This is a genomic window from Streptomyces sp. PTL18 (assembly GCF_059510295.1).
On record NZ_JCAJZO010000011.1, the window covers coordinates 99,146 to 115,823 of the forward strand.

Annotated in this window: 13 protein-coding genes; 5 read left to right on the plus strand and 8 right to left on the minus strand. The window is 71.7% G+C overall.

Translation table 11 applies throughout. From position 1 onward, the window contains the following. Nucleotides 1-97: 97 nt before the first annotated feature. The 3 genes from AC5WS8_RS21980 to AC5WS8_RS21990 form a co-directional block, all read right to left on the minus strand. Nucleotides 98-505 carry a VOC family protein gene (locus tag AC5WS8_RS21980; RefSeq protein ID WP_496105146.1) on the minus strand — a complete coding sequence of 136 codons (408 nt, stop codon included), beginning with the start codon at nucleotides 503-505 and terminating at the stop codon, nucleotides 98-100. Nucleotides 506-608: 103 nt separating this feature from the next. Further along, nucleotides 609-1,823, minus strand: a complete 1,215-nt coding sequence (locus AC5WS8_RS21985) for a hypothetical protein (protein ID WP_496105147.1) — start codon at nucleotides 1,821-1,823, stop codon at nucleotides 609-611. Further along, the gene (locus AC5WS8_RS21990; RefSeq protein ID WP_496105148.1) at nucleotides 1,805-2,542 is read right to left on the minus strand and encodes an ABC transporter ATP-binding protein; all 738 of its coding nucleotides are present in this window, start codon (nucleotides 2,540-2,542) and stop codon (nucleotides 1,805-1,807) included. The genes AC5WS8_RS21985 and AC5WS8_RS21990 overlap by 19 nt, the downstream gene beginning before the upstream one ends. Nucleotides 2,543-2,922: 380 nt before the next feature. On the opposite strand from AC5WS8_RS21990, the gene AC5WS8_RS21995 reads away from it, so the two are divergent. Next, nucleotides 2,923-5,721, plus strand: a complete 2,799-nt coding sequence (locus tag AC5WS8_RS21995; RefSeq protein ID WP_496105149.1) for an N-acetylmuramoyl-L-alanine amidase — start codon at nucleotides 2,923-2,925, stop codon at nucleotides 5,719-5,721. 77 nt (nucleotides 5,722-5,798) lie between these two features. Here AC5WS8_RS21995 and AC5WS8_RS22000 read toward each other — a convergent pair whose 3' ends face one another. Continuing rightward, nucleotides 5,799-7,163 carry an aspartate aminotransferase family protein gene (locus AC5WS8_RS22000; protein WP_496105150.1) on the minus strand — a complete coding sequence of 455 codons (1,365 nt, stop codon included), beginning with the start codon at nucleotides 7,161-7,163 and terminating at the stop codon, nucleotides 5,799-5,801. A gap of 19 nt (nucleotides 7,164-7,182) precedes the next feature. Then, the gene (locus tag AC5WS8_RS22005) at nucleotides 7,183-7,698 is read right to left on the minus strand and encodes an Lrp/AsnC family transcriptional regulator (RefSeq protein ID WP_496105151.1); all 516 of its coding nucleotides are present in this window, start codon (nucleotides 7,696-7,698) and stop codon (nucleotides 7,183-7,185) included. Between the two features lie 165 nt (nucleotides 7,699-7,863). On the opposite strand from AC5WS8_RS22005, the gene AC5WS8_RS22010 reads away from it, so the two are divergent. Both AC5WS8_RS22010 and AC5WS8_RS22015 read left to right on the plus strand, forming a co-directional pair. Continuing rightward, the gene (locus tag AC5WS8_RS22010) at nucleotides 7,864-9,303 is read left to right on the plus strand and encodes a gamma-aminobutyraldehyde dehydrogenase (RefSeq protein WP_496105152.1); all 1,440 of its coding nucleotides are present in this window, start codon (nucleotides 7,864-7,866) and stop codon (nucleotides 9,301-9,303) included. 346 nt (nucleotides 9,304-9,649) lie between these two features. Next, nucleotides 9,650-11,305, plus strand: a complete 1,656-nt coding sequence (locus AC5WS8_RS22015; protein ID WP_496105242.1) for an RNA polymerase sigma factor — start codon at nucleotides 9,650-9,652, stop codon at nucleotides 11,303-11,305. A gap of 183 nt (nucleotides 11,306-11,488) precedes the next feature. Here AC5WS8_RS22015 and AC5WS8_RS22020 read toward each other — a convergent pair whose 3' ends face one another. Both AC5WS8_RS22020 and AC5WS8_RS22025 read right to left on the minus strand, forming a co-directional pair. Next, nucleotides 11,489-12,172: a glycerophosphodiester phosphodiesterase gene (locus AC5WS8_RS22020; RefSeq protein WP_496105153.1), complete on the minus strand. Its 684-nt coding sequence runs from the start codon at nucleotides 12,170-12,172 to the stop codon at nucleotides 11,489-11,491. Nucleotides 12,173-12,192: 20 nt separating this feature from the next. Then, nucleotides 12,193-13,251: an adenosine deaminase gene (locus AC5WS8_RS22025; RefSeq protein WP_496105154.1), complete on the minus strand. Its 1,059-nt coding sequence runs from the start codon at nucleotides 13,249-13,251 to the stop codon at nucleotides 12,193-12,195. 164 nt (nucleotides 13,252-13,415) lie between these two features. Here AC5WS8_RS22025 and AC5WS8_RS22030 point away from each other — a divergent pair, with 164 nt between their 5' ends. Beyond that, complete coding sequence (locus tag AC5WS8_RS22030; protein ID WP_496105155.1) at nucleotides 13,416-14,279, plus strand: DUF4190 domain-containing protein; 864 nt, start codon at nucleotides 13,416-13,418, stop codon at nucleotides 14,277-14,279. On the opposite strand, the gene ybiA is transcribed toward AC5WS8_RS22030, so the two are convergent. Continuing rightward, nucleotides 14,253-14,882 carry a riboflavin biosynthesis intermediates N-glycosidase gene (gene ybiA, locus AC5WS8_RS22035; RefSeq protein ID WP_496105156.1) on the minus strand — a complete coding sequence of 210 codons (630 nt, stop codon included), beginning with the start codon at nucleotides 14,880-14,882 and terminating at the stop codon, nucleotides 14,253-14,255. The genes AC5WS8_RS22030 and ybiA overlap by 27 nt on opposite strands. A 180-nt stretch (nucleotides 14,883-15,062) precedes the next feature. Here ybiA and AC5WS8_RS22040 point away from each other — a divergent pair, with 180 nt between their 5' ends. Beyond that, the gene (locus AC5WS8_RS22040) at nucleotides 15,063-16,607 is read left to right on the plus strand and encodes a gamma-aminobutyraldehyde dehydrogenase (protein ID WP_496105157.1); all 1,545 of its coding nucleotides are present in this window, start codon (nucleotides 15,063-15,065) and stop codon (nucleotides 16,605-16,607) included. Nucleotides 16,608-16,678 lie beyond the last annotated feature (71 nt).

A 16,678-nucleotide genomic window follows, 5' to 3' on the forward strand; every position in this document is an offset into this window, starting at 1 on the left:
ACGGACGTCTTTGCCTGCTCATTAACCGTCCCTGTGTTTGAAATTCGTAGAACTGTTCCGGATTTCCCGCCGGGGCGCCCTCGTCACCTGTGCGCGTTCAGCCCTGCACGGCCGCCGGGTCCATCCACATGACCTCCCAGGTGTGGCCGTCCGGGTCGTCGAAGGCGCGGCCGTACATGTGTCCGTAGTCCTGCGTCTCCCCGGACACCGTGCCCCCCGCGGCGACCGCCCGGTCGACCAACTCGTCGACCTTCTCGCGGCTTTCGGCGCTCAGGCACAGCAGCACCTCGCTGGTCCTGGTGGCGTCCGCGATCTCCTTCTTGGTGAAGCCGGCGTACTGCTGGTGGCTCAGCAGCATCGCGATGATGGTGTCGCTGATCACCACACAGGCGCAGTCGTCCGTCGTGAACTGCGGGTTGATCGTGTAGCCCAGCTCCGTGAAGAACTTCTTCGACGTCTCGAGGTCGGTGACGGGCAGGTTCACGAAGATCATCTGCTGGTACATGGGCGGTCTCTCTTTCGGCGTCGCGGAGGAACCGTACGCAGAGATGGACCGCGCGCCGGCGCCGAACTCATCGCCGGGCGCCGAAAAATCTTCCGGGATCTTCTCAGCCCGTCAGCGGCGACGCCGCCAGCTCCGCGACCGCCCAGGTCACCGGCGTGAACACCACGGCCAGAGCACCCACCCGCAGCAGTGCCGCGGTGCGCAGCACGGTGGCCGGGGCGCCCAGCCGCACCAGCGCGGCGACCGTGTCGGTACGCGCCTGCCTCGCCTCGACGGCGGCCGTCGCCAGCGTCGCGATCGCGCATCCCCCCACCACCACCGCGCCCAGCGTCGTGAGAGGCCCCGGGGACGGGCGCATGCCTGCGTACAGCGCCGCCATCGCGTAGAAGCCCGAGGCCACCGCGCACGCCACCCCCAGCGGCCGGCCGATCCGCCGTGCCTCCTGCTGCAGACCGCGCCCGGCGAGCAACCGCACGGCACCCGGGCGCACCGCCTGCAGCAGCCAGCCGCACAGATGCGTCAGCGCGGGCCCGGCCAGCGCCAGTCCCAGCGCGGTCAGCGCCCATCCCGCGAGCACCGCCACCGGTCCGCCCGCGAGCCCACCGGGCAGGGGCGCACCCGGCATTCCGCCGGGCCTGCCCGCGTGCGTCTCCACGGCCAACCCCCCGGCGAGCGCGGCCACACCCCAGGGCAGGCCCGCGGGGGTGGGCCGGTGGGCGGTGTGCGGCTCCGGCAGCGGATCGCCGGTCGGCACCTCGCCGGAGTCGTCGGCGCCCGGGTCGGCGTCGCCGCCGTGCGGTGGCCGTTCGCCCCGCGGGCGCAGCGCCACCGCGGTCGCCACGGACGCCGTGAACGGCACCAGCGCCAGCAGCGTGAGAGCCGCGGGCACGGGCAGCGGCCGGTCGGCGGCGAGGAGGTCCGCCGCCGCGCCGTCGAACGGCATCCCCGTCGGGTCGCCGCGCAGGTGCAGGAAGGCCAGCAGCGCCAGCAGCGAGCCGAGCGCGGTCGTGAAGGCCGTGGTCGTCGCCGACAGGACCATCAGCCGGGCCGGGCCGAGACCGATCGCCGCCAGACCGGACCGCGGACGGGTCCCCGGGTCCGTGCGGGCGACGGCGAGGGCCAGGTACACGGTGGCCGCGATGGGCGCCAGGCACCAGGCGAGCCGCAGCGCGGAGCCGTCCGCCGCCTCCGGATGCCCGAGCGCGTATCCCAGCGTGCACAGCAGCAGGAAGCCCGTGCCCGCCGAGGCCGCCACGACCAGCAGTCGACGGAACTGGACCAGGGGACGCGCCCCGCGGGCTAGGCGGAGAGCGAGCACGTCTGACGGCCTTCCGTCTCGGACACCGGCGGCAGATGGACGGTGTTGACGCGCCGCCCGTCGAGCAGCGACACCGTCCGGTCGGCGAGGCCCGCGGCCTGGGCGGGGTGCGTGGCGATGACGACGGTGATGCCGTGCGAGCGGGCCGCCGTGGTGAGCGTGCGCAGTACATGGACGCCGTCGGCGTGGTGCAGGGAGGCGGTGGGCTCGTCCGCGAAGAGCACCGTCGGGCAGGTGGCGAGCGCCCGGGCGACGGCGATGCGCTGCCGATGTGCCTGGGTCAGCTCGTGGGGACGCCTGCGGGCGCCGTCGCCGATGTCCAGGCGTTCCAGCCACTCCATGGCGGCGGTCTTGGCTCGTCGGCGGCTGGTGCCGCGCAGCATCAGTGGCAGCGCCGCGTTCTCCCAGGCGTTCAGCTCGGGGACGAGCATCGGTGCCGGGTCGATCCAGCCGAACCGGTCGCGGCGCAGCCTCTCGCGGGTGAGCGGGCCCATGGTGTGCACAGGGGTGCTGTTGAACCAGACCTCGCCGCGCTGGGCGGGCAGCAGTCCCGCCAGACACTGCAGCAGGGTCGTCTTGCCGCTGCCGCGTGGGCCGGTGACGGCGAGGATCTCGCCCTCGCGCACCCCCAGGGAGACCCCGCGCAGCGCGGGTGAGCCGTTGTGCTGGAAGTGCAGGGCGCGTGCCCAGAGCACGTCGTTGTCCGGCGGGGCCACCATCGCGTACCACCTCGGTTCTGATCCGTTTTCCCGTGCCGATCCCCGTCCGGGGGACCCGTTCGGGCGAACGATGGCAAGGGCGATCGGTCACCTCGCACGCTAAGCAGGCGGCACCCGGCAGCGTGGACAGCGAACGGCCCGGGACGCCCGTTTCTCACTCGAACGGGCGCTCCGAGCCGTAGTTGATCATCCGGGAGGACGATCCGTCCGGTGAAACCGACGCAAATGGTCACTGTTCGCCCCCCCGTTGTGTGGGCGGCCGTCTTCCCTGCTAACGTCCGCGTGCCACCCCCCGTGATCGGCCTTCGCATGGCCAGAAGAGGAAACGGTCCTTGAATCGCAAGCAGCGAAAACACCGCCGGTCAAGGGTGCGGGTGGGAATGGCTGCCGGTGGCGCGCTCGCGCTGGCCGCGGTGGGAATCGCGGCCGTGGCGCAGGCCGGCCAGTCGGGTGGCTCACGCCCGGCGGCGGTCGCTCCCAGTGCCCTGCAGAGCGAATTCGCGTCGGCGGCAAGCGAGTTCCACGTGCCGCAGAGCGTGCTGATGGCGGTGGCGTACCAGGAGAGCCGCTGGGACACCCACGCGGGCCGGCCGAGCATGACCGGCAACTTCAATGTCATGGGCCTGACGCAGGTGGCCTCGACCGATGTGCGCCGGCCCTCGCCGAGCGAGCGCATGCGTGAGCTGGACCTGCGCGGCGAGGAGCGCCGGGGCGCCTTCCACCCGTCGAAGCACGTGCTGGCCGCCGTGGGCGCCGTGCGGACCGACGCACCCGCACTGCACACACTGGACCGGGCGGCCAAGCTCCTCGGTGAACCGGCGACATCACTGCGCACCGACATGAGGCAGAGCGTGCGCGGAGGTGCGGCGCTGCTGGCCCAGTACGAGCGCTCGGCGACCGGCGGGCTGCCGAGCGACCCGGCGCAGTGGTACGCGGCGGTGGAACGTTACAGCCAGTCGCCGGACAGCAAGGGCGCGGCGCAGTTCGCGCAGCGCGTCTACGCCCACATGCGTACGGGGATCAGCCGGGTGACCGCCGACGGCCAGCAGGTGACGCTCGAGGCGCGGCCCGGGCTCAGGCCGCACGCGGACACGGCTGCGTACCCGACCACCGGCACCGCGCACACCGGCTACGCCACCGCGACGAGCGCGAGCTACACCACCGCCACGGCCGCCACGGCGACCGACACCCCGACCCCGGAGTGCCCGTCCGCCCTGGCGTGCACCTTCGTACCCGCCGGGTACCAGCAGACCAGCGCCACGGACAAGACGCAGTACGGCAACTACGACATCGCCAACCGGCCCACGGACGGCGACGCCATCAACTACATCGTCATCCACGACACCGAGGGCTCCTACTCCGCCGCGGTCAGCGAGTTCCAGGACCCGACCGCCGGAGCCAGCGCCCACTACGTGATCCGTTCCTCGGACGGACTGGTCACGCAGATGGTGCCCAACGCCGACCTCGCCTGGCACGCGGGCAACTGGTACGTGAACCAGCACGCCATCGGCATCGAGCACGAGGGCTACGCGCTCCAGGGCGGAAGCTGGTACACCGAGTCGGAGTACGAGTCGTCCGCCGCGCTGGTGAAGTACCTCGCGGGCAAGTACGGCATCCCGCTCGACCGCGAGCACATCATCGGCCACGACGACGTCCCGGGCCCGCTCGACGCGTACGTCGCCGGCATGCACTGGGACCCGGGCACCTACTGGGACTGGAACCACTACATGTCCCTGCTCGGCGCTCCGGCGAACAGCAACCCGGCCGGCTCGCCGCTCGTCGCCGGCGAGGTGGTGCGGATCGCGCCGCCGTTCAGCACGTCGTACGAACCGCCCGTCACCGGGCAGTCGGCGCAGCCCGCCGACTTCGTCTATCTGCGCACCGGGCCGTCGAGCAGCTCCTCGCTGATCACGAACCCGTACTTCTCCTCCGGCTCGACCGGCGCCTCCGACTGGAGCGACAAGGCCGTCGCCGGCCAGGACTTCGTGGTGGCCGCGCAACAGGGCGACTGGACCGCGATCTGGTACGGCGGCGTCAAGGCGTGGTTCTACAACCCGCACGGCTCGTACACCGTTCCGGTCTCCGACACCTCCGCGTTCACGGTGGTCACCGCAAAGGACGGGGCCGCCTCGATCCCGGTCTACGGCCGCGCCTACCCGGAGGCGAGCGCGTACCCGAGCGACCTCACCGCGCAGCCGGTGACGCCGCTCACCAAGTACACGATCCCCGCCGGGCAGTCGTACGTCGCCATCGCGAAGGAGACGTCGGGCTACTACCGCTCGACCACGTACGACGGCAGTGCCCCGCACGACCGAACGGTGATCAGCGGTACCACCACCTACTACCCGATCCGCTACAACCACCGCCTGGCGTACCTGAGTTCGGCGGATGTCAAGGTCGTCTCCGCGGTGCCCGGCCCGGCCGCCTCGGCGCGGCAGGACGTCATCGCCCGCGACGGCTCGGGCAATCTGTGGCAGTACCAGGGCACGGGCGTGGCGTCGTCGCCGTTCCTGTCGCGGTACAAGATCGGCTACGGGTGGGGCGGCTACGACGCCATGACGCCGATGTCGGTCTTCCACGCCGACGGCACGGGTGACATGGTCGCCCGTGACGGTTCCGGCAACCTCTGGTACTACCAGGGCAGCGGCAACCCGTCGGCTCCTTTCAAGGGGCGTGTGAAGGCCGGTTACGGATGGGGTGGCTACACCATGCTCGGCATGGGGGACCTGACCGGTGACGGCAAGCCGGACCTGCTGGCCCGTGACTCCTCGGGGAACCTGTACGTCTACCCGGGCACGGGCAGCACGACGTCGCCCTTCGGGCCGCGCATCAAGGCCGGCTGGGGCTGGGGCGGCTACACCATGGTCAACGGCGGCGACCTCACGGGTGACGGCAAGGGGGACCTGCTGGCCCGTGACTCCTCGGGGAACCTGTACGTCTACCCGGGCACCGGCAGCCCCACGTCGCCCTTCGGGCCGCGTGTGAAGGCCGGTTACGGGTGGGGCGGCTACACCATGGTCGGCCCCGGTGACCTTTCCGGTGACGGCAAGCCGGACCTCGTCGCCCGGGACTCCTCCGGGAACCTGTACCTCTACCCCGGCACCGGCAACGCGACGTCGCCGTACGGCTCGCGGAGCAGCATCGGTCCCGGCTGGAACATCTACAACACCATCATCTGACCGGTAGACCGCCGGCCTGACGAAGCCGTGCGCCCCGGGCGGCATGCCGCCCGGGGCGCACAGGGGTCTTCGGAGGGCTACAGCTTGGTCCACGCCTCCGTCAGCGTGGCACGCAGGATCTGCTCGATCTCGTCGAAGGTCTCCTGGTTGGAGATCAGCGGCGGGGCGAGCTGGACGACCGGGTCACCGCGGTCGTCGGCGCGGCAGTACAGGCCGTTGTCGAAGAGCGCCTTGGACAGGAAGCCGTACAGGACGCGCTCGGTCTCCTCCTCGTCGAAGGACTCCTTGGTCGCCTTGTCCTTGACCAGCTCGATGCCGTAGAAGAAGCCGTTGCCGCGGACGTCGCCGACGATCGGCAGGTCGTGCAGCTTCTGCAGCGTGGAGAGGAACGCGGCCTCGTTGTCCAGCACGTGCCGGTTCAGGCCCTCGCGTTCGAACAGGTCCAGGTTGGCCAGGCCCACCGCGGCGGAGACCGGGTGGCCGCCGAAGGTGTAGCCGTGCAGGAAGGTGTTGTCGCCCTTGTAGAAGGGCTCGGCGAGGCGGTCGGAGACGATGCACGCGCCGATCGGGGAGTAGCCCGAGGTCATGCCCTTGGCGCAGGTGATCATGTCCGGGACGTAGCCGAACTTGTCGCAGGCGAACATCGTGCCGAGGCGGCCGAAGGCGCAGATGACCTCGTCCGAGACCAGCAGTACGTCGTACTGGTCGCAGATCTCGCGCACCCGCTGGAAGTAGCCGGGCGGCGGCGGGAAGCAGCCGCCGGCGTTCTGCACCGGCTCCAGGAAGACCGCGGCGACCGTGTCCGGGCCCTCGAAGAGGATCTGCTGCTCGATCTGGTCGGCGGCCCAGCGGCCGAAGGCCTCCGGGTCGTCCCCGAAGATCGGCGCGCGGTAGATGTTGGTGTTGGGGACCTTGTGCGCGCCCGGCACCAGCGGCTCGAACGGGGCCTTCAGGCCCGGCAGGCCCGTGATGGACAGGGCGCCCTGCGGGGTGCCGTGGTAGGCGACCGCGCGGGATATGACCTTGTGCTTGGTGGGCTTGCCGACCAGTTTGAAGTACTGCTTGGCGAGCTTCCAGGCGGTCTCGACCGCCTCGCCGCCGCCCGTGGTGAAGAAGACCTTGTTCAGGTCGCCCGGGGCGTGGTCGGCGAGCCGCTCCGCGAGCTCGACGGCCTTGGGGTGGGCGTAGGACCACACCGGGAAGAACGCCAGTTCCTGCGCCTGCTTGAACGCCGTCTCCGCCAGCTCCGTGCGGCCATGGCCGGCCTGGACCACGAAGAGACCGGCGAGACCGTCGAGGTAGCGCTTGCCCTTGTCGTCGTAGATGTAGGTGCCCTCGCCCCGGACGATGGTGGGGACGGGCGCGTTCTCGTACGAGGACATGCGGGTGAAGTGCATCCACAGGTGGTCGTACGCGGTCTTGCTGAGGTCCTTGGTACTCACGGCTATCGGGTCCTCACGGTTATCGGGTTCCCCACATGTAGGTCTGCTTCTTCAGCTTGAGGTAGACGAAGCTCTCGGTGGAGCGCACTCCGGGGACGGCCCGGATGCGTTTGTTGATGACTTCCAGCAGGTGGTCGTCGTCCTCGCAGACGATCTCCACCAGGAGGTCGAAGGAGCCCGCGGTCATCACGACGTACTCGCATTCGTCCATCGCGGCCAGCGCGTCGGCCGCCGACTCCACGTCGCCCTCGACGTTCACCCCGACCATCGCCTGCCGGCGGAAGCCCACGGTGAGCGGGTCCGTGACGGCGACGATCTGCATCACGCCCTGGTCGAGCAGCTTCTGGACGCGCTGGCGCACCGCCGCCTCGGACAGGCCGACGGCCTTGCCGATCGCGGCGTACGGCCGGCGGCCGTCCTCCTGGAGCTGTTCGATGATGGCGAGGGAGACGGCGTCCAGCTGGGATGTGCCGTTCTTGGACTCGCGGGAGTCTCTCGGGTCTGCGCTTCGACTGGCCACAACCTCACTGTGCACGACGTATCGACAGTTCCGCAAGGCGGGATCGATGAAATTCGTTGTTTTCCTGATGTGAGTCTGCGGATTTCGCAGTACTGGCGCAATCCAGGGTGTTGAAAACGTCGGGCTACGGACTAGGGTGGGTGTCTCAGCGATTGGACACCCGAACTTGGAGGGCCCGCAGTGAGCACCGAGCTGCGTCGTCTGCGCAACTACATCGACGGCGAATTCCGTGACGCCGCCGACGGACGGACCACCCAGGTGGTCAACCCCGCGACCGGTGAGGCGTACGCGACCGCCCCGCTGTCCGGGCAGGCGGACGTCGACGCCGCGATGGCGGCCGCCGCGGCGGCCTTCCCGGGCTGGCGCGACACCACGCCCGCCGAGCGGCAGAAGGCCCTGCTGAAGATCGCTGACGCCTTCGAGGAGCGCGCCGAGGAACTGATCGCGGCCGAGGTCGAGAACACGGGCAAGCCGGTCGGGCTGACCCGGTCGGAGGAGATCCCGCCGATGATCGACCAGATCCGCTTCTTCGCGGGCGCGGCCCGGATGCTCGAGGGCCGTTCGGCCGGCGAGTACATGGAGGGGATGACCTCGATCGTCCGCCGCGAGCCGGTCGGCGTCTGTGCGCAGGTCGCGCCGTGGAACTACCCGATGATGATGGCCGTGTGGAAGTTCGCCCCGGCGATCGCCGCGGGCAACACGGTCGTGCTGAAGCCGTCGGACACCACTCCGGCGTCCACGGTCCTGATCGCCGACATCGTCGGCTCGATCCTGCCCAAGGGCGTCTTCAACGTCATCTGCGGCGACCGCGACACGGGCCGCATGATGGTCGAGCACCCGACCCCGGCGATGGCCTCCATCACCGGCTCGGTCCGCGCGGGCATGTCGGTCGCCGAGTCCGCGTCCAAAGACCTCAAGCGGGTCCACCTGGAGCTGGGCGGCAAGGCGCCGGTCGTCGTCTTCGAGGACACCGACATCGCCAAGGCCGTCGAGGACATCTCGGTGGCGGGCTTCTTCAACGCCGGCCAGGACTGTACGGCAGCGACCCGCGTCCTGGTCCACGAGTCCATCCACGACGAGTTCGTGGCCGCGCTCGCCAAGGCCGCCTCGGAGACCAGGACGGGGCAGCCGGACGACGAGGACGTGCTCTACGGTCCGCTGAACAACCCGAACCAGCTCAAGCAGGTCGCCGGCTTCATCGAGCGCCTCCCCGCCCACGCCAAGGTCGAGGCCGGCGGTCACCAGGTCGGCGACAAGGGCTACTTCTACGCCCCGACCGTCGTCTCGGGCCTCAAGCAGGAGGACGAGATCATCCAGAACGAGGTCTTCGGCCCGGTCATCACCGTGCAGTCCTTCACCGGCGAGGAGCAGGCCGTCGAGTACGCCAACGGCGTCGACTACGCCCTCGCCTCCTCGGTGTGGACCCGGGACCACGCGCGCGCGATGCGCATGTCCAAGGCCCTCGACTTCGGCTGCGTGTGGATCAACACGCACATCCCGCTGGTCGCGGAGATGCCGCACGGCGGCTTCAAGAAGTCCGGCTACGGCAAGGACCTCTCGGCGTACGGCTTCGACGACTACACGCGGATCAAGCACGTGATGACGTCGCTGGACGCGTAGCCCTTTCGGCACCGGCGCGCACACACGGCCCCGGGCGGGACTCCCGTCCGGGGCCGCGGTGCGTCCGGCAGGCCCCGCACCGCGGCCCCTGCCGGTGACCGTCCTCCGGGCCGTCCCCGCAGTGCCCCTCCGTCCGGTGCCGCGTGTGCTCCTCGTCGCCCCGAAAAACTGTTATCCCGGCCCCCGCCGTTCCGTCTCCCTCAGCGCCCCCTGATCCCGACGCGGAGGAGCGCACACGTGAGTCAAGGGCACGGCGACCGTACCGACCCCGCCCGCCCCCTGGGTCACGGCCGTGGCTGAGACTGTACGTCCGCAGGGCGGTACGACGACCAGGGAGAGGACGGACGTGGACACCCGGCAGTGGCGTTCCACCATCGCGGCGGCGCAGGCCGGTGACCGGAATGCGCTGGACGAGCTGGTCGCGGGCTGGCTGCCGCTCGTCTACAACATCGTCGGCCGCGCGCTGAACGGTCATGCCGACGTCGACGACGTCGTGCAGGAGACGATGCTGCGCGCCGTCGGCAACCTCGGTACGCTGCGTGATCCGGACAGTTTCCGCTCCTGGCTGGTCGCCATCGCCATGCGGCAGATTCGGGACCGCGCGCGCCGCCGGACGGCCGAGCCGCTGTCCGGTGACGCGGGGGACCGGGCCGCGGACTTCGCCGAACTCACCGTGCTGCGGCTGCAGCTGGAGGGTCAGCGGCGGGAGGTCGCGGAGGCGGTGCGCTGGCTCGACGACGAGGACCGGCAGCTGCTGTCGCTGTGGTGGCTGGAGGTCGCGGGCGAACTCACCCGCCGCGAGCTGGCCGCCGCCGTCGGCATCAGCCGTCAGCACGCCGCCGTCCGGGTGCAGCGGATGAAGGCGCGCCTGGAGGTGGCGCGCGGCATCGTACGGGCCCTGCAGGGCGACTGCCCCCGGCTGGCCGCCGTCACCGCCCGCTGGGACGGCCGGCCCGGCTCCGTGTGGCGCAAGCGGCTGGCCCGGCACGTCCGCGACTGCCCGGTCTGCGCCGGGACCGAGAAGGCCGTCGTACCCGCCGAACGGCTGCTCGCCGGGATCGCGCTCGTCCCCGTCCCGGCGGGCTTCGCCCTGTCGCTGGCGCTCGGCGGCAAGACCTCCGTGGCGGCCGCCTCCGTCGGCTGGTCCGCCAAGGTGCTCGGCGCGCTCACCAAGCCCGCCGTGGTCGCCACGGCGGGCGCGACGATCGTCGCGGGCGGCGCGTACGTCGTGACCCGGACCCCACCGGCGCCGCCCGCCCCCCGGATCGCGCCCACGGCGGCGAGCACGGCCCGACCGCGCGCACACACCCCGCCGAGCGAACTGCCCTCACCGTCCACGGTGAGCCCCTCACCGCCGACGAAGAAGACGGACCTGTACGGCACGGTCGTCGACTCCGTCGACAGCGCGCCCCCCGCGAACACCCCGCCCGGGGTGCTGCCGCACCGCCCCGAGTCCGGGATCACCAGCAGCGGCGGCCCGAAGGCCGTCCTGCAGCACCGCGGGGACGGCGTCACGCTCACGGGCCGGGGCTATGTCCTGGTGCGGTGGCAGATCTCCCCGAAGAACCGGCCGGGCGCGCTGGTCATGCCCGCCTGGACCGCTCTGAAGGGCAAGCTCTTCCACGTCGCCTCGGGCGGCGGCCGCCGCATGGACGACCCCCTGCCGGGCAGCCCGAACGGATACGCCACCGGGATGGGCGGACCGGCCATCGGGTACGCCCTCCTGCCGGCCGGCGCCCAGCAGATGTGGCAGAACGAGTACTTCTACCTGGACGGCTCCGTCACCCTCACGCAGAACGAACGGGGCTGCGACTACGGCCTGATCGTCTTCCCGTCCAGCTGGGACGAGGCCCACAAGGACATCACGACCGGGCCCGCCCAGGGCGCGATCCGCTACGGCCTGGTCCGCGACGACGGCAAGGACACCGCACCGGTGCCCCAGTACGCCACCCGCTCGTACCCGGCCGACCCGGCGACGGTCCCTCAGCGCTCGCGCGTGTAGCCGTCCGCCGGCCCGCGCAGCGCATGCAGCGTGTCGATGCGGTACGCGCGTGCTGCGCCAGACGGGCTTCGGCGGCACGGCCACGGCCCGTGGCGCATCCCCGAGGTGCGGCCGACGAAGCCGGCGACCACGGCGGTCCGCAACGTCACGGCGGCGGCCGGCCCGGCGCGACGGGCGGGGCTCTCAGTGCCCGCGGACCGCGCGCAGCGCGTCGACGCGGTTCGTCGTGACGGAGTCCACGCCCAGGTCGAGGAGGCGCCGCATCGACCGGCGGGTGTCGGGGGTCCACACGGACAGCAGATGGCCGCCGTCGTGAACCCGGGCCGCCAGGTTCCGGTCCACCAGGCCGAAGCGGTAGTTGAGCCAGCGCGGGCGCAGCGCGTCGAGCAGCGCGGGGCGCGGCGGGGCCAGGGTCGTCCAGGTCAGGGCGATCTCCGCCGCGGGGTCGGCGGCGCGCATCGCCAACATGGTCCCGGCGCCCGCGCAGTAGTACACCCGCTCGGCGGCCCCGCAGTCCCGGACGACGCCGACGACCCGGCGTACGGCTCGGGGCGAGGGGCCGCCCGGCAGGTCGATCAACACCCGGCTGCCGTCGGTCGCCGCGAGCGCGTCCGCCAGCGTCGGCACACCGCCCGCCGTCAGGCCCCGCACCTCGTCCGAGGAGAGCGCCGCCAGCGGGCGGTCCTGCTGCCACAGCCGCTTCAGCGTCCCGTCGTGCAGCAGCACGGGCACGCCGTCCCGGGTGAGCCGTACGTCGATCTCCACCGCGTCCGCGCCACGGTGGAGCGCGGAACGCAGCGAGTCGAGCGTGTTCTCACGGTGGCGGTAGGGGTCGCCGCGATGGGCCACGGCGGTCACGGTACGCATGGGGTTCATTGTGCTGGGCGTCAGGGGGCGAGCCACGCCGAGGTGTAGTCGTCGATCTCGGCCGTCAGCTTCGCCTTGCCGGCCTCGTCCAGGAACGACGCCTCGACCGCGTTCCTGGCGAGGGCGGCCAGACCCGGCTCGTCGAGCTCGAGGAGCCGCGCGGCGACCGCGTACTCGTTGTTGAGGTCGGTGCCGAACATCGGCGGGTCGTCGGAGTTGACGGTGACCAGGACCCCGGCGCGCACGAACTCCTTGATGGGGTGCTCCTCGAGCGAGCGGACCGCGCGCGTGGCGATGTTGGAGGTCGGGCAGACCTCCAGCGGGATGCGGTGCTCCGCGAGGTGGGCCAGCAGCTTCGGGTCACGGGCGGCGCTGGTGCCGTGCCCGATGCGTTCGGCGCGCAGCTCGTTCAGCGCGTCCCAGACCGTCTCGGGCCCGGTGGTCTCGCCCGCGTGCGGCACGGAGTGCAGACCGGCCGCTGTGGCCTGGTCGAAGTGGGGCTTGAACTGGGGCCGCGGTACGCCGATCTCGGGGCCGCCGAGCCCGAACGAGACGAGCCCCTCGGGCCGCAGCCGGTCGTCGGTGGCGAGGCGCACCGTCTCCTCGGCCGAGGTGAGCCCGGCCTCGCCGGGGATGTCGAAGCACCAGCGCAGCACCGTCCCGAGCTCGGCCTCCGCGGCCCTGCGGGCGTCCTCGATGGCGTCCATGAACGCGCGCTCGTCCATGCCGCGGCGGGTGGACGAGTACGGGGTGATGGTCAGCTCCGCGTAACGGACCTGCTGGCGGGCCATGTCACGGGCGATCTCGTACGTCAGCAGGCGGACGTCCTCGGGGGTCCGGATCAGGTCGACGACCGACAGGTACACCTCGACGAAGTGGACGAAGTCGGTGAACGTGAAGTAGTCGGCCAGGGCCTCGGGGTCGGTGGGGACCTTGGAGTCGGGGTGGCGGGCGGCCAGTTCGGAGACGATGCGGGGGGAGGCGGAGCCGACGTGGTGCACGTGCAGTTCGGCCTTGGGCAGCCCGGCGATGAAGGCGTGCAGGTCGCGCACGGCGGGGGTGTCGCGGTGGTCGGTCAAGGTTCCTCCCCGGGAACGGCGTCCCGGCGTCGGGCGGCGGTGGCCCGGTCGGGACGCGGGTGATCGGCTGATCGGTGACGTGCGGGATCATCGTAGGGCGCGGGCCGGGTCGGGGAGACGTGGCCCGTAGCATGACGGCACATTCGACAGAGGGGGACCCACGCATGTCCGATGACGCCCGGCGTCCGGGAGCACCTCAGGACGCGGCACCGGACCCGTGGGCCTCCCCGGGCCCCGGGAGCGGCGGGGCGGGGGGCGGCCAGGCACCGGACGCCTCGGACGGTGCGGGCGGCCGGATGCCGGGTGCCCCCGGCGACCTGCCCTCCGCGGTGCGGCTCGACAAGCCCGCCCGCGACCCGTGGGCACCCCCGGTGGAACCCCAGGGCCCCGGGGCCTCCGGCCAGGGCATCCCCGCCGTGCAGGACCGGCCCGCGGCCGTCCCGCCGCCGGGTCCCGCCCTGCCGGGCATCCCGCCCCAGGCCCCCTGGACCAACCCCTACGCCGCACCGGGCCCCGGCCCGGCAGCTCCCGGCAACCCCTTCGCTCCCGCGCCCCCCGCCCCGGACGAACCCGTGCCGCCGCCCCCCATCGGTCCCGAAGGCCCGGGGCAGATGGCCTACGGCTGTCCCCGGTACCCCGTTCATCCGGGCTACGGAGCGCCCTACGGCCCCCACGGCGCCGCCTACGGCTGGCCCGGTATGCCCCTCCCGCCGAGCAACGGCATGGGGATCGCCTCGCTCGTGCTCGGCGTGATCTCCCTCGTCGTGTTCTGCCTCTGGCCGATCGCCCTGGTCATCGCCGTGCTCGCCGTGATCTTCGGCGTCATCGGCCGCCGCAGGGCGCGCCGGGGCGAGGCGACGAACGCAGGCATGGCCCTGGCCGGCCTCATCTGCGGAGCGGTCGGCTTCGTCCTGAGCGCCGTCCTGATCGTCGTCCTCCTCGCCGTCCCGGACCACAGCAGCGACGATCCGTGGACGGGCACCGACGACGGCTACTCGACCTCACTGGTGACGGGCGCCGCCGGCTGAGCCACCGGACACCCCCCGACCCGCGGCCAGCCGCTCCCGCGCCTCCATCAGCGCGAACCCCAGCAGGTTCGGCCCCCGCCACCGCTGCGGATCCGCCGCCCGTTCGTCGTCCGCCGCGAGCCCGATGCCCCACACCCGGTCCAGCGGGCTCGCCTCGACCAGCACACGTTCCCCGGTGCCCAGCAGGAAGTCCCGCAGCCCGTCGTGCGCGGCGAACTTGTGCACGCTGCCCTCGACCACGATGCCGAACCGCTCGCGCTCCCATATCGCTTCGTCGAAGCCGCGCACCAGGCGTCCCGTCTTCTTCGCGAGCGCGGGCTTTGGCGCCTGAAGCACCTTGTGCTCCGCCTCCGCGTCGCCGAAGAGCCGTGCCTTCGACGCCATCATCCAGTGCTCCGCCGTCGCGTACTCCACGCCGTCCACCGTGAACGGCGACGGCCACCACTGGCTCAGACAGCTCGCCCCGACCCGTCCGTCCGCGCGCGGCCGGTGGCCCCAGAAGTGGAGGTACTTGATCCTCGCCCCCGCGCGGACCTCCCTGATCAGGGCATCCCAAGAACCGGTCTTCTCCATGCCGCCGAGTCTGGCAGGCGCCACTGACATTCCGTCCCCCCTTTACGGGTCACACTCGACACCTGGTCGACAGATTCCGTCGCGTAACCAAAAGGCAACAACGGAATCACTTGTTGGGCCGCCCTCCCTCTGTCAGGATCGGCACTCACATCGAGCCGAAGCTACGCCAGCCCCCGCGCCGCCCGCGGGCCGGCGGCGGAGGAGAGCGACATGCAGAACCCGGGCAACGCCGGCCCCCGCCTGACGGCGCCGGACGATCTACGGGAACGTTTCTCGGACGGTGCCCAGTACATCGCGGGCCGGCCGGCCACGGGCACCTCGGGCCGTACGCACTCGGTGATCGACCCGTCGACCGGTACCGAGGTGTACACCTACGAACTGGCCGGCACCGACGACGTCGACCGCGCCGTGGCCGCCGCCCGCGCCGCCTTCCCCGAGTGGTCCGCCGCGACCCCGGGCGAACGCTCCGACGCACTGCACCGCTTCGCCGCCGTCCTCGCCGACCGCGCCGAGGACTTCGCCCGCATCGAGTCGCTCCAGTGCGGCAAACCGCTGAAGCTGACGCGGGAGTTCGACGTGCCCGGCACGATCGACAACACCGCCTTCTTCGCCGGCGCCGCCCGCCACCTGCAGGGCCAGTCCGCCGGTGAGTACTCCGGCGACCACACCTCCTACATCCGCCGTGAACCCATCGGCGTCATCGGCTCCATCGCGCCCTGGAACTACCCCCTCCAGATGGCCGCCTGGAAGATCCTCCCGGCGATCGCCGCGGGCAACACGATCGTCCTGAAGCCGGCCGAGCCGACCCCGCTGACCTCGCTGCTGTTCGCCCGGGCCGCCACGTACGCGGGTATCCCGGCCGGTGTCGTCAACATCGTCACCGGCACCGGCAAGGAGGCCGGCGAGCATCTCGTCGGCCACCCCGATGTGGCCATGACCTCCTTCACCGGTTCCACCTCGGTCGGCGGGCGGGTCGCCGAGATCGCCACCGCGTCCGTCAAACGCCTCCACCTGGAACTCGGCGGAAAGGCCCCCTTCGTCGTCTTCGACGACGCGGACCTTCAGGCGGCCGTCCACGGTGCGGTCGCGGGCTCCCTCATCAACACCGGCCAGGACTGCACGGCCGCCACCCGCGCGTACGTGCAACGGCCCCTGTACGAGGAGTTCGTCGCACGGACCGCCGCCCTGATGGAGACCGTCCGGCTCGGCGACCCGTTCGCCGCCGGCACCGACCTCGGCCCGCTGATCTCGCACGTCCAGCGGGACCGCGTGGCCGGCTTCGTCGACCGGGCACGTGCCTACGCGCGCGTGGTGACCGGCGGGGAGGCCCCCGGGGGCGAGCTCGCGGACGGCGCGTACTATCGGCCCACCCTGATCGCCGACGCACCGCAGGACAGCGAGATCGTCCAGTCCGAGATCTTCGGGCCCGTGCTCGTCGTCCTGCCCTTCGACCACGACGACGACGGCATCCGGCTCGCCAACGACACCCCTTACGGCCTCGCCGCCTCCGCCTGGACGCGGGACGTCTACCGGGCGAACCGCGCGACCCGCGAGATCAGGTCGGGCTGCGTCTGGGTCAACGACCACATCCCGATCATCAGCGAGATGCCCCACGGCGGATTGCGGGCCTCCGGCTTCGGCAAGGACATGTCCGCCTATTCGTTCGAGGAATACACCCAGATCAAGCACGTCATGTTCGACAACACCGCGGTTGCCCGCAAGGACTGGCACCGCACCGTATTCGGGGACCGATAGCAGACGGGCCGCCCGACCCGCGGCCGCACGACCCTCCCGAAAGGGCACCACCTCCGAAAGGGCACCACGCG

What these genes read in the sequence shown, in the direction of transcription:
- AC5WS8_RS22030 (WP_496105155.1), top strand. Translation starts at nt 13,416, where the DNA reads ATGTCCGATGACGCCCGGCGTCCGGGAGCACCTCAGGACGCGGCACCG.
- AC5WS8_RS21990 (WP_496105148.1), bottom strand. Translation starts at nt 2,542, where the DNA reads ATGGTGGCCCCGCCGGACAACGACGTGCTCTGGGCACGCGCCCTGCAC.
- ybiA (WP_496105156.1), bottom strand. Translation starts at nt 14,882, where the DNA reads ATGTCAGTGGCGCCTGCCAGACTCGGCGGCATGGAGAAGACCGGTTCT.
- AC5WS8_RS21995 (WP_496105149.1), top strand. Translation starts at nt 2,923, where the DNA reads ATGGCTGCCGGTGGCGCGCTCGCGCTGGCCGCGGTGGGAATCGCGGCC.
- AC5WS8_RS22040 (WP_496105157.1), top strand. Translation starts at nt 15,063, where the DNA reads ATGCAGAACCCGGGCAACGCCGGCCCCCGCCTGACGGCGCCGGACGAT.
- AC5WS8_RS22020 (WP_496105153.1), bottom strand. Translation starts at nt 12,172, where the DNA reads ATGCGTACCGTGACCGCCGTGGCCCATCGCGGCGACCCCTACCGCCAC.
- AC5WS8_RS21980 (WP_496105146.1), bottom strand. Translation starts at nt 505, where the DNA reads ATGTACCAGCAGATGATCTTCGTGAACCTGCCCGTCACCGACCTCGAG.